The organism is Pantoea sp. X-Soil-TKNS-1280 (assembly GCF_059730475.1).
This window is the reverse complement of the sequence record NZ_AP035962.1, coordinates 629,228-642,457: the sequence shown is the minus strand read 5'-3', so window position 1 is coordinate 642,457 and position 13,230 is coordinate 629,228. Positions and strand designations below refer to the sequence as shown.

General features: G+C 54.7%; 11 protein-coding genes. 2 read left to right on the top strand and 9 right to left on the bottom strand.

Features of this window, described 5'->3' with window-relative positions; all coding sequences use genetic code 11:
* Positions 1-99 precede the first annotated feature (99 nt).
* Positions 100-1,110, top strand: coding sequence for a luciferase-like monooxygenase (locus tag AC6I8X_RS02890; RefSeq protein WP_313683314.1), 1,011 nt, complete (start codon positions 100-102; stop codon positions 1,108-1,110).
* Positions 1,111-1,116: 6 nt separating this feature from the next.
* Here AC6I8X_RS02890 and AC6I8X_RS02885 read toward each other — a convergent pair whose 3' ends face one another.
* Positions 1,117-2,031 carry an AraC family transcriptional regulator gene (locus AC6I8X_RS02885; protein ID WP_299457746.1) on the bottom strand — a complete coding sequence of 305 codons (915 nt, stop codon included), beginning with the start codon at positions 2,029-2,031 and terminating at the stop codon, positions 1,117-1,119.
* Between the two features lie 183 nt (positions 2,032-2,214).
* Here AC6I8X_RS02885 and AC6I8X_RS02880 point away from each other — a divergent pair, with 183 nt between their 5' ends.
* A complete protein-coding gene (locus AC6I8X_RS02880; protein WP_497840531.1) occupies positions 2,215-2,961 on the top strand; it encodes an SDR family NAD(P)-dependent oxidoreductase in 747 nt (248 codons plus the stop codon).
* A gap of 68 nt (positions 2,962-3,029) precedes the next feature.
* Here the strand turns inward: AC6I8X_RS02880 and AC6I8X_RS02875 are convergent, their stop codons facing one another.
* The 8 genes from AC6I8X_RS02875 to infB form a co-directional block, all read right to left on the bottom strand.
* Positions 3,030-4,964, bottom strand: coding sequence for a DEAD/DEAH family ATP-dependent RNA helicase (locus AC6I8X_RS02875; RefSeq protein WP_299457750.1), 1,935 nt, complete (start codon positions 4,962-4,964; stop codon positions 3,030-3,032).
* Between the two features lie 16 nt (positions 4,965-4,980).
* Positions 4,981-5,037: a protein YrbN gene (gene yrbN / locus AC6I8X_RS02870; protein ID WP_100229640.1), complete on the bottom strand. Its 57-nt coding sequence runs from the start codon at positions 5,035-5,037 to the stop codon at positions 4,981-4,983.
* Between the two features lie 105 nt (positions 5,038-5,142).
* On the bottom strand, positions 5,143-6,027 hold the full coding sequence (gene nlpI, locus AC6I8X_RS02865; protein WP_084872267.1) for a lipoprotein NlpI: 885 nt from the start codon (positions 6,025-6,027) through the stop codon (positions 5,143-5,145).
* A 252-nt stretch (positions 6,028-6,279) separates the two neighbouring features.
* On the bottom strand, positions 6,280-8,418 hold the full coding sequence (pnp, locus tag AC6I8X_RS02860; RefSeq protein WP_313689132.1) for a polyribonucleotide nucleotidyltransferase: 2,139 nt from the start codon (positions 8,416-8,418) through the stop codon (positions 6,280-6,282).
* 309 nt (positions 8,419-8,727) lie between these two features.
* Positions 8,728-8,997 carry a 30S ribosomal protein S15 gene (gene rpsO, locus AC6I8X_RS02855; RefSeq protein WP_038016938.1) on the bottom strand — a complete coding sequence of 90 codons (270 nt, stop codon included), beginning with the start codon at positions 8,995-8,997 and terminating at the stop codon, positions 8,728-8,730.
* Positions 8,998-9,119: 122 nt separating this feature from the next.
* Positions 9,120-10,064 carry a tRNA pseudouridine(55) synthase TruB gene (truB, locus tag AC6I8X_RS02850; protein WP_313689128.1) on the bottom strand — a complete coding sequence of 315 codons (945 nt, stop codon included), beginning with the start codon at positions 10,062-10,064 and terminating at the stop codon, positions 9,120-9,122.
* On the bottom strand, positions 10,064-10,471 hold the full coding sequence (gene rbfA, locus AC6I8X_RS02845; protein ID WP_084872258.1) for a 30S ribosome-binding factor RbfA: 408 nt from the start codon (positions 10,469-10,471) through the stop codon (positions 10,064-10,066). Before rbfA ends, truB begins: the two co-directional genes overlap by 1 nt.
* Before the next feature lie 65 nt (positions 10,472-10,536).
* A complete protein-coding gene (infB, locus tag AC6I8X_RS02840) occupies positions 10,537-13,230 on the bottom strand; it encodes a translation initiation factor IF-2 (RefSeq protein ID WP_299457771.1) in 2,694 nt (897 codons plus the stop codon).

Here is a 13,230-nt window from a genome sequence, read left to right as displayed (position 1 = left end):
TTCCTGCCCTTATTAGCAGTTTTAATATGGGTACTGATGCGTAATACTGGATGGCGCAGGCTTAATGAACACCTGCGCCATACTTATTCTGGAGTGCCCATGTCTGAGAAAAAAACTGTTCGCCTGTCCGTGCTGGACCTGGCCCCCATTCCACAGGGCGCAACGCCGCGTGATGCGTTCCACAACTCGCTGGCCCTGGCCCGTCAGGCTGAAGCCCTCGGCTTTTACCGCTATTGGTTAGCTGAACACCACAACATGACCGGCATTGCCAGCGCAGCCACCTCGGTGCTGATTGGCTATCTGGCTGCCAACACCGAAACCCTGCGCCTCGGTTCAGGCGGCATTATGCTGCCCAACCATTCGCCACTGGTGATTGCAGAGCAGTTTGGCACTCTGGAATCGCTCTATCCGGGCCGTATTGATCTCGGTCTGGGCCGTGCGCCAGGCTCCGATCAGCGCACCATGCTGGCGCTGCGTCGCCATCTTTCCGGCGCGCAGGCTGACAGCTTCCCGGACGATGTTGCCGAACTGATTAGCTGGTTTGACGCCGAAGTCGGTGAATGCCCACCGGTGCAGCCAGTACCGGGCCTGTGCTCGAAAATTCCGGTATGGCTGCTGGGTTCCAGTCTCTACAGCGCGCAGCTGGCGGCTCAACTGGGCTTACCGTTCGCCTTTGCCTCACACTTCGCCCCTGACCTGCTGTTCCAGGCGCTGCATGTGTACCGTGAGAAATTCCAGCCATCCGCGCGTCTGGCAAAACCTTACGCCATGGTATGCGTGAACGTGGTTGCCGCCGACAGCGAGCGCGATGCGCGTTTCCTGTTCACCTCGATGCAGCAGCAGTTTATTAACCTGCGTCGCGGCAAACCCGGTCCGCTACCGGCACCGGTGGAGAACATGGATAACCTGTGGTCGCCGTCAGAACAATATGGCGTCCAGCAGGCGCTGAGTATGTCGATTGTGGGTGATAGCGATAAAGTACGCCATGGACTTGCAGCCTTGCTGCGTGAAACCCAGGCGGATGAAATCATGGTAAACGGCCAGATATTCGATCCACAAGCGCGTCTGCGCTCCTTTGCACTGGCGATGGAAGCCGCCCGCTCGCTGTAAACCTGATTATTGCGGTGGCCAGGCTTCGGCCCCCACCGCATTCTGCCGCACATCACGTCCCGGCGACTGACCATAAAAGCGGCTGTATTCGCGGCTGAATTGTGAAGCGCTCTGATACCCCACCCGATAACCTGCCGTTCCGGCGTCCAGCTTTTCCATCAACATCAGTCGGCGCGCTTCGTTGAGACGCAATTGCTTTTGATACTGCATCGGCGTCATCGCGGTAACTGCTTTGAAGTGGTGATGCAGTGACGAAATGCTCATACCCACGTTGCTTGCCAGTTGATCCATCTTCAGTGGCTGATGAAAATTTTCCCGCAGCCAGCGGGCCGCACGCGCCACTTTGTTGCCCGGACGTTCCGCCAGCGCCATATTCAGAATGCGTGGGCCTTCCGGGCCGGTGAGCAGTCGATAGAAAATTTCCTGTTCAATCAACGGCGCCAGCGCCGGAATATCCTGTGGTTGATCCAGCAACTCGATCAGGCGAATAACCGCATCCACCAGCGGAGGTGCCACCTTGTGTACCGTGATGCCGCGCTCATTGGTTGCTGCGGCTCCTACCTGCTGCATAGGGAAGTGCTCAAGATAGCGCATCAGGCGCGTTTCATTGATGGTGATACCTACCCCCAGGTTAGGCTTCTCCGGCGTCGCCATGACCACGCAGGATTGTACCGCCATATCCAGCGTCACCAGCAGCAGATCCCCTGCGCCGTAATGCATCACATCGTCACCCATGCGTAACGCTTTCTGCCCCTGTGCCACCAGCGCAAAACTGGCCCAGGTGGCCACATGTGACAGACTGCTTGGCCTGGAGCTGCGACCAAAAGAGAGAAAATCGATGGCGCTATGATGGCGACCATCGTCCGGGGCGTGACGGGCAATCATAGCAACCAGCTGTTGCCACTGTTCCTGATGAATCATGCGTTGAGCGCTCCGCAATGAGGGATCATTGAGTTTTTATTCTAACCTGGCGTTGACGTAGCGCCTGGCCTCTGGTGCTGAGATTTGCAGGATCGGGCAAAAAGCTTGCAGGATTGCGCTACCTGTTAATTGTATGGACAGCGCATTCTTATGCTTCCCCGAAACCTCAGGTGGAGAGACACGATGAAAGCACTTGAAGGCAAAATTGCGCTGGTGACGGGCGCTTCGAAAGGCATCGGTGCCGCTATCGCCATGACTTTCGCGGCGGCCGGTGCCCGGGTTGTGGTGAATTATCGTCAGGACGAAGTTGGCGCGGCTGATGTCGTCACGGATATTCGTGGTCTGGGCAGCGATGCCATCGCCGTTCAGGCCGATATCTCACGTGAAGATGATGTGGTGCGGTTGTTCGCTACCTGTATTGAGCAATTTGGCGCACCGGATATTGTGGTCAACAACGCAGGCATTTTTCATCACGGCGATTTTGTGGCGCTCAACGTTGTTGAGATGCAGCAGCAGTTGAATGTAAATCTGCTGGGTACGTTGCTGGTTTGCCAGCAGGCAGCCCGGCATTTCCCTACGCGTGGCGGTTGCATCATTAACCTCAGCGCACTAAATAGCCAGCGTAGCACCCCTGGCTCGGTGCTGTGGGCGGCGACCAAAGGCGCGATTGATACCCTCACCCAGGGGCTGGCACGAGAACTGGGTCCCCGTAATATCCGCGTTAATGCGCTGGCACCTGGCATCATCCTGACTGAAGGTTTACTGGCAGCGAAGAAGATGCATCCGGAACTGAAAGCACAGTTAATTGCGGCGACCCCACTGGGACGTTTTGGTTTGCCGGAAGATGTCGCGCAGGTTGCGCTGTTTCTGGCATCAGAGGAGTCGGCCTATGTCAGCGGTGAACGGGTACTGATTGCTGGCGGGGTGTAAACTTTAGCTGACACTGGATAAAAAAATGGGACGCCGAGGCGTCCCATTTTGCTATTTAGCTTTGTCGCTTAGATGTCACGACGACGCGGTGCAGCAGCACCTGCTTCTTCGCGACGCGGGCCACGGCCACCTTCACGGCTGAAGCGTCCGCCTTCACGGCCACCTTCACGACGCTCAGAGGAGAAGCGACGACCGCCTTCACGACCTTCACCACGTGCACCAGCACCGCCTTCACGGTTGCCACGACGCTCACCACCGAAATCACGACCACCGCTACGACGTTCGCCGCTGCGCTCACCACCACGCTCGTGCGGCTGTGCATCGCCCAGCAGCTGCATATTCATCGGCTTGTTGAGAATACGCGTACGGGTGAAATGCTGCAGAACTTCACCCGGCATGCCTTTCGGCAGCTCGATGGTGGAGTGGGTACCAAACAGTTTGATGTTACCGATGTAACGGCTGCTGATATCACCTTCGTTAGCAATTGCGCCCACGATATGACGAACTTCAACGCCATCATCACGGCCTACTTCAATGCGGTACAGCTGCATTTCGCCAACGTCACGACGCTCACGACGCGGACGGTCGCCATCACGGCTTTCACGCGGACCGCGTGAGTCACGTGAATCACGGCTGTCACGACGATCATCACGATCGCGGAATTCACGGCGCTGCGGACGCGGTGCATCTGCTGGCAGAATCAGCGGACGTTCGCCCTGTGCCATTTTCAGCAGTGCAGCAGCCAGGGTTTCCATATCCAGCTCTTCTTCCGGCTGCATTTTGCTGAGCAGCGCGCGGTACATGTCCAGATCGCTGCTTTCCAGTTGCTGCTGTACTTTCGCAGCAAATTTAGCCAGACGACGCTCACCCAGCAGCTCGGCATTCGGCAGTTCAACTTCCGGAATGGTCAGCTTCATGGTGCGTTCAATGTTGCGCAGCAGACGACGCTCGCGGTTCTCAACGAACAGCAGCGCACGGCCTGCACGACCCGCACGACCGGTACGGCCGATACGGTGAACGTAAGATTCTGCGTCCATCGGGATGTCGTAGTTAACAACCAGGCTGATACGCTCAACGTCCAGACCACGTGCCGCAACGTCGGTCGCGATCAGGATGTCCAGACGACCATCTTTCAGGCGCTCCAGCGTCTGCTCACGCAGTGCCTGGTTCATGTCACCGTTCAGTGCTGCGCTGTTATAACCGCTGCGCTCCAGCGCTTCAGCCACTTCCAGCGTTGCGTTTTTGGTACGCACAAAGATGATCGCAGCATCGAAGTCTTCTGCTTCGAGGAAACGTACCAGCGCATCAGTTTTACGGCCATAAGCGGTCCAGTAAGACTGAGAGATGTCCGGGCGAGTCGTAACGCTGGACTGAATGCGCACTTCCTGCGGATCTTTCATGAAACGCTTAGTGATACGACGGATCGCTTCCGGCATGGTGGCAGAGAACAGAGCGGTCTGGTGACCTTCCGGGATCTGCGCCATGATGGTTTCAACGTCTTCAATAAAGCCCATGCGCAGCATTTCGTCGGCTTCGTCCAGCACCAGACCACGCAGGTTAGACAGATCAAGAGTACCGCGTTTCAGGTGGTCGAGCAGACGACCCGGGGTGCCCACCACAATTTGTGGGCCCTGACGCAGTGCGCGCAGCTGCACGTCATAACGCTGGCCGCCGTACAGGGCCAGGACGTTGACGCCACGCATATGTTTAGAGAATTCAGTCGCTGCTTCAGCTACCTGCACCGCCAGTTCGCGGGTGGGTGCCAGCACCAGAATTTGCGGTGCCTTCAGCGACGGGTCAATGTTGTTCAGCAGCGGCAGAGAGAACGCTGCAGTTTTACCACTACCGGTCTGTGCCATACCCAGCACGTCACGGCCAGCCAGCAGGTGCGGAATGCACTCGGCCTGGATCGGTGACGGCTTGACGTAACCCATGTCATTAAGAGCAGACAGGATGGATTCGTTAAGGCCCAGATCAGCAAAAGTGGTTTGAATATCAGTCATGTAGTACACGTGCCTCTTAGATTGCGGCGGCCAGTCTACATAACTCGTCATGAAAATTTTCAGTCATTTTCATCGAAAAGTGTGAACCGGCTCAAATTAGAAGTTTCGACGAACAGAAAAGCCCTCATCCCGGAAGATGATGACTTAACGGGTAATTCAGGCAATAAAAGTTCGTCAGCTATTGCTGGTCAGATTCTGATAAATCGTCTTGTGCCTGGCCGAGTTGCGCCAGTTCCAACAATGCGTATCGGTGTTCAACAAAGTTGTTGACGTTGTTGGCCACCGCCAGTTTGAACAACGCTTTCGCGTCGTCCTTCTCCCCCAGACTTAGGTAGTACTTACCTAAATAGAAGTTGGTTTCACTGAGATGTTCAGCGAGCGAGGTGTTATCCGTTGCGTCCGCCTTGAGACGTTCCATCAATGTTTTTTCACTGATGTCGCCCAGGTAGAACTCGACAATATTCCATCCCCATTGGTCCCGGACCGCTTTATCGTAACGTTGTTTAAGCGTTACTTTGGCCTTGCTGGCATCCATCTCGTGTTCAACGAGGTAGAGCCACAGACTGCGGAATGGATCATTAGGATCGTCTTGATAAAACGCCAGCAGATCATCTTGCGCTAACTTGTATCGACCGCCGTAATAGAGGGCGATACCACGGTTTAAATGCGCATAATTGTAAGTTGGATCAAGCTCAAGTACAGAATCAAACGCTTCATAGGCAGCATCAAAATTGCCTGCCTGCGTTAAATATATGCCGAGATAGTTAAACACCTCTGGCATATCCGGCCTGATAGACAGCGCTTGCGAAAAATCGTTCCGCGCTAATGCTCTCAGACCTAAGCTATCATACAACACTCCACGCTCATATAATAGCTGTGCGCGTTCATCATCGGTCAGGGCACGACTGGCAAGAATTTGTTCCATTCGCGCCAGAATCACTTCCTGCTGCAGTGTGGGCTGCAAAGGTACTGCCAGAACTTCGTTCTTACGCCAATTGGAGTTGCTGCATCCTGCCAGCGTCAAAGCTGTCGCAACAAAACACCAGCGCAAAAAAGGCTTCATTTCCCACTCCCGAATACAAACATTGGGATAACCATCCTGTCATCCGCCTGCTATGCACAAGGGTTCCCGCCCTCGCGATGATACCCGTCATACTTCAGATTGCAGCTACGTTGGCTGTACTCATTCACCCTGGTCGCTTACCTGAGTAAGTTTCCTGGGATTCACTCGCTTGCCACCTTACTGCTATCTGAATTACCTGCGGTATACAAACACCTCTCCCTGCCTGGCAGGGAGAGGTTAATCAGGAAATACTTATTCAGCTTCAGGTGCGTCGGTCGCAGCGATGGTCTCGATCGCCTGCGGTTTCTGCTCTGTCGCTTCTTTGATGCTCAGACGCACACGGCCCTGACGGTCCACTTCCAGTACTTTAACCGGAACTTCCTGGCCCATCTGCAGGTAGTCGGTCACTTTCTCAACGCGCTTATCAGCGATTTGCGAAATATGAACCAGACCCTCTTTGCCGCCGCCAATCGCAACGAAGGCACCGAAATCAACGATACGGGTCACTTTACCAGTGTAAATACGGCCCACTTCGATTTCTGCGGTGATTTCTTCGATACGACGGATTGCTTCTTTCGCTTTCAGACCATCGGTCGCTGCGATCTTCACGGTGCCATCATCTTCGATTTCGATGGTGGTGCCGGTTTCTTCAGTCAGCGCACGGATGACAGAACCGCCTTTACCGATAACATCTTTGATCTTGTCAGAATTGATCTTGATGGTGTAAATGCGCGGTGCGAACTCAGAGATCTCCTGACGCGGCGTGCTGATTGCCTGCTCCATCACGCTCAGGATATGCAGACGCGCACCCTTAGCCTGATTCAGAGCAACCTGCATGATCTCGCGGGTGATCCCTTCAATTTTGATATCCATCTGCAGCGCGGTAATACCTTCACGGCTACCGGCTACTTTGAAGTCCATGTCGCCGAGGTGATCTTCGTCACCCAGGATGTCAGACAGAACAACAAATTTCTCGTCTTCTTTCACCAGACCCATCGCGATACCGGCAACGGCCGCTTTGATCGGTACGCCTGCATCCATCAGTGCCAGAGAAGCACCGCAGACGGAAGCCATAGAAGAAGAACCGTTTGATTCAGTGATTTCAGATACCACACGTACGGTGTACGGGAAATCTTCCTGTTTCGGCATCACTGCCAGTACGCCGCGTTTTGCCAGACGACCGTGACCAATTTCACGACGCTTCGGCGAACCGACCATACCAGTCTCACCCACCGAATACGGAGGGAAGTTGTAGTGGAACAGGAAGCTGTCGGTGCGCTCACCCATCAGCTCGTCCAGGTTCTGCGCATCACGTGCGGTACCCAGGGTCGCAGCAACCAACGCCTGAGTTTCACCACGGGTGAACAGAGCTGAACCGTGGGTACGCGGCAGCACGCCAGTACGCACGTCCAGACCACGGATCATGTCTTTTTCACGGCCATCGATACGCGGTTCACCGTTCAGAATACGGGTACGAACAACGTTCTTCTCAAGGCTGTGCACGATATCGCCGATTTCAGCGCTATCCAGAGTTTCATCTTCAGCCAGCAGTGCAGCGATGGTTTCATCTTTGATGACGCCAACCTGAGTATAACGCTCCTGCTTGTCGGTGATGCGGTAAGCATCGCTGATACGTGCTTCTGCCAGGGCAGCAACGCGTGCAATCAGGGCATCATTAGCCGCTTCTGGCTGCCAGTCCCAACGCGGTTTGCCGGCTTCAGCCACCAGTGCATTGATGTTCTCAATAACAACCTGCTGCTGGTCGTGGCCGAATACCACTGCGCCCAGCATCTGATCTTCAGTCAGGATGTCAGCTTCTGATTCAACCATCAACACCGCGTTCTGAGTACCGGCAACCACCAGGTCCAGACGAGATTGTTTGACTTCGTCAGCGGTTGGGTTCAGGACATACTGATCGTTGATATAGCCAACACGTGCCGCGCCAATCGGGCCATTGAACGGGATACCGGACAGTGACAGTGCAGCAGAGGCACCGATCATTGCCACGATGTCCGGGTTAACCTGCGGGTTAACGGAAACAACGGTAGCGATAACCTGAACTTCGTTAACGAAGCCTTCCGGGAACAGCGGGCGAACCGGGCGGTCAATCAGACGCGCGATCAGGGTTTCGCCTTCGCTCGGACGGCCTTCACGACGGAAGAAGCTACCCGGGATACGGCCAGCAGCGTAGGTACGCTCCTGGTAGTTAACGGTCAGCGGGAAGAAATCCTGACCAGCTTTCGCTTTTTTCTGGCCAACAACGGTTACGAAAACCGCGGTGTCGTCCATGCTCACCATCACAGCGGCAGTAGCCTGGCGTGCCATCATGCCGGTTTCCAGCGTGACGGTATGCTGACCATATTGGAATTTGCGTACGATCGGGTTCAGCAAAATAAAAGTCCTTAACGTCGGGGCAGACCCATCTCAGGCCCGCCGGGGATTACCGATCTTCAGCTGCATCCTCGCGACTAATGACAACCTTTAACCGCCCTTGCGGTAAAGCCTCTCATTAGCCGCGCGAACCTCTGCAAGCGAAGATCACTCTCAGCAACAATACATGAGTTTGGACCGGATTGCTGCCGATTGCTCGAAAAAAGGGGCCGTAAAGGCCCCCTTTTCGCGAAACTCGCACAAATCTGATCGTCAGATGCGTTTTTTTGCATACTGTCTGCGCTACGCCCTTGATCAGATTCTTCAGACTTAGCGACGCAGACCCAGGTTTTCGATCAGGCTGGTGTAGCGTGCAACGTCTTTACGCTTCAGGTAGTCCAGCAGCTTACGACGCTGGGATACCATGCGCAGCAGACCGCGACGGCTGTGGTGGTCTTTTTTGTGCTCAGAGAAGTGACCCTGCAGGTGGTTAATCTGAGCAGTCAGCAGAGCAACCTGAACTTCAGTTGAACCGCTGTCGTTGGTGCCACGACCGTATTTGGCAACGATCTCTGCTTTAGCTTCTACGCTTAGAGACATAATAAACTCCAGTGAATAATGAATGTATGGGTGCCGATCTCTAATTCAGCAGCCCGCTTTAAAGCCGCGCTATTCTACTCTTCGTACAACAGCAACGCAAATGCCCCTTTATGCAAGGCGCATTATTGTGGAAACTCCACCACCAGACGGCGTGGGGCAACGCGCTGCCGGTCATCAATCTCTGCCATACCAATAAATTTACGCGCCTCACCTTCGGTGACACGCACCAGGCCAGCAGCAGGCACGTCAACGGCCTCTACCGGTTGCCCCAGCTTGAAGTAAACCGCGATGGCATCGGGGAGATTCACTTCCGGGAAATCCGCCGCCGGGCTATCCATCGGTAGCAGCAGAGGGTCAAGCAAATCAGCGGGCGCAATTTCTGCCGCATTGGCCTGCTCCAGCAAAGCCTGCAACTGCTCAAGCGTCACCATTTTTTCTGCCGGATAGCGGGAAACCTGCAAGCGACGCAGCATGGTCACATGCGCACCACAGCCCAGCTTTTCACCCAAATCGTCAATGATGGTACGAATGTAGGTGCCTTTGGAGCAGTGAATCTCCAGCTCCAGCTCGTCCCCTTCCCAGCGAATAAACAGCAGTTCATACACGGTGATGGGACGGGGTTCGCGCTCGACGGTGATTCCCTGACGCGCGTACTCATACAACGGGCGTCCCTGATGCTTCAGCGCCGAAAACATGGTCGGCACCTGTTGGGTGTCGCCACGAAAACTTTCCAGCGCGGCGTCAAGATCCGCCTGAGTAAAGGTCACCGCACGCGTTTCGACCACGTTGCCGTCAGCATCGGAGGTATCGGTACGCTCGCCGAGGCGGGCAATCACGCGGTAACGCTTGTCTGAATCCAGCAGATATTGCGAGAACTTGGTCGCTTCGCCGAGGCAAATGGGCAACATGCCCGTCGCCAGAGGATCCAGAGCACCCGTGTGGCCCGCTTTGTTCGCATTGAAGATGCGTTTTACTTTTTGCAGCACGTCATTGGAAGACGCGCCCTGATGCTTATCCAGCAGCAATACACCATGCACATCGCGACCGCGACGACGAGGACGACTCATCAATCCTCCTTGTCGTCGTCCGCTGCATGATCGCCACGGCGTTCAGCATCATTTTTGACAACATTGGTGACCAGGTTTGACATGCGCATACCTTCGATCAACGAGTTGTCATAGAAGAAGGTCAGCTCAGGCACAATGCGCAGACGCATCGCTTTACCCAGCAAAGTACGGATATAGCCTGAAGCTTCTTTCAGCGCCTTCAGACCGTTTTTCACCGCTTCTTCATCTTTATCGTTCAGAAAAGTGACAAACACTTTGGCATAAGCCAGATCGCGTGACACTTCAACGCCAGAAACCGTCACCATCATACCGAGGCGCGGATCTTTAATTTCGCGTTGCAGAATAATGGCAATCTCTTTCTGCAGCTCCTGAGAAACGCGCTGCGGGCGACCAAATTCTTTCGCCATGATTATTTCTCCCAAATAATTCGGGAGGCCAATGGCCTCCCAAATTGCAACACATCAGATGATGATCAATCGATGGTGCGTTTAACTTCAATCACTTCAAAGACTTCGATCATATCGCCAACACGAACGTCGTTGTAGTTCTTCACGCCGATACCACATTCCATGCCGTTACGCACTTCGTTGACATCGTCTTTGAAGCGGCGCAGAGATTCCAGCTCGCCTTCATAGATAACAACGTTGTCGCGCAGAACGCGGATCGGGTTGTGACGTTTGATGTTGCCTTCGGTGACCATACAGCCTGCGATAGCGCCGAATTTCGGTGACTTGAACACATCACGGACTTCAGCCAGACCAATGATCTGCTGTTTATATTCCGGAGCCAGCATGCCGCTCATCGCTGCTTTTACTTCGTCGATCAGGTTATAGATGACGGAGTAGTAACGCAGATCCACGCTTTCCGCTTCGATCACGCGACGCGCAGACGCATCAGCACGCACGTTGAAGCCAAGGATAATCGCGTTGGAAGCCGCTGCCAGCGTGGCGTCGGTTTCGGTGATGCCACCCACACCCGAACCGATAATCTTCACCTTCACTTCGTCGGTGGAGAGTTTCAGCAGGGAGTCGGAGATCGCTTCCACAGAACCCTGTACGTCGGATTTCAGTACGATGTTCAGCTCGGAGACTTCGCCTTCGGTCATGTTGGCGAACATGTTCTCCAGCTTCGACTTCTGCTGACGCGCCAGTTTCACTTCGCGGAATTTACCCTGACGATACAGTGCGACTTCACGCGCTTTCTTCTCGTCACGAACCACAGTGGCTTCGTCACCGGCCGCCGGAACACCAGACAGGCCGAGGATTTCAACTGGAATAGACGGACCTGCAGCCAGGACTTCACGGCCCAGCTCATCACGCATCGCACGCACACGGCCATATTCAAAGCCGCACAGCACGATGTCGCCTTTGTTCAGGGTACCTTCACGCACCAGCACGGTAGCAACCGGACCACGACCTTTATCGAGGAACGATTCAATCACCACGCCGCTTGCCATACCTTCACGGATAGCGGTCAGTTCCAGAACTTCCGCCTGCAACAGAATGGCGTTCAGCAGATCGTCGATACCGGTACCTGCTTTCGCAGAAACGTTGACGAACATGTTTTCGCCGCCCCACTCTTCCGGGATGATACCGTACTGAGTCAGCTCGTTCTTAACGCGATCGGGATCGGCTTCCGGTTTATCGATTTTGTTCACAGCAACAACGACCGGCACTTTCGCGGCTTTAGCATGCTGGATTGCTTCGATAGTCTGTGGCATTACGCCATCATCCGCAGCCACCACCAGGATAACGATATCCGTTGCCTGCGCACCACGTGCACGCATCGCGGTAAACGCGGCGTGGCCCGGGGTATCCAGGAAGGTGATCATGCCGTTATCAGTTTCAACGTGGTATGCGCCGATATGCTGAGTAATACCGCCAGCCTCGCCTGAAGCGACTTTGGTTGAACGGATGTAGTCCAGCAGTGAGGTTTTACCGTGGTCAACGTGACCCATGATGGTCACAACCGGTGCGCGGCTTTCCTGCGCAGCATCGGTATCACGATCGTCCATCACCGCTTCTTCCAGCTCATTCTCACGGCGCAGGATCACTTTGTGACCCATTTCTTCCGCTACCAGCTGAGCCGTTTCCTGATCGATTACCTGGTTGATGGTTGCCATTGCACCCATCTTCATCATCGCTTTGATGACCAGAGAACCTTTCACCGCCATTTTGTTGGCCAGTTCGGAAACAGTGATGGTTTCGCCAATGATAACGTCGCGGTTAACGGCCTGAGCCGGCTTGTTAAAGCCCTGCTGCAGTGCGCTCGGCTTACGGTTCTTACCACCTTTACCACCACGAACAGCGGCACGCGCTTCTTCACGGTCGGTTTTGGCTTCAGAATGCTTGTTGCCTTTTTTAGCCGGGCGAGCAGCTTTAGTGGTGCGCGTACGGCTGCGACCACCTTCTACTTCACGATCGTTCTCATCTTCTGCCTGGCGGGCATGGGTTGAGGTGGTGACGTGATAGTCACTGGTGTCTTCTTCGTCGGGTTTTTCCCACTCAGCAGATTTTTCTTCTGCCAGACGGCGGGCTTCTTCGGCCACACGGCGCGCGTTCTCTTCGAGTTTACGGCGCGCTTCTTCTTCAGCTTTACGCTTCAGTTCTGCGGCTTCAGCTTCACGACGGGCTTTGTCAGACTGCGTAGCCTTGGTCATTTCGTCGGTTGGTTGATTAGTCACTTTCTCATTTTCCGCTGCTTCACGCTTCGCCTTGTCAGCGGCTTCGCGCTTGGCTTTTTCTTCGGCTTCACGTTGCGCTTTTTGTTCAGCTTCGCGACGGGCTTGTTCTTCCGCCTCGCGACGCGCCTTCTCTTCCGCTTCACGCTGCGCCTCGGCTTCTGCTTCAGCCTGAGCCTGTTGCTCAGCTTCTGCATCACCCTTCACATAGGTGCGCTTTTTGCGGACTTCGATTTGCACCGATTTACTTTTACCCCCGGTGCCAGGAATATTCAAGGTGCTGCGAGTTTTGCGTTGCAGCGTCAGTTTACCTGAACCTGCCTGACCATGTTCACGATTCAGGTGGGAAAGTAAGGTCTCTTTCTCTTGCTGGCTCACCGCGTCGTCTTCAGACTTACGGATCCCCGCATCAGCAAATTGCTGTACCAGGCGATCTACCGGAGTCTGAATTTCGGCGGCCAGCGATTTTACGGTTACATCTGTCAT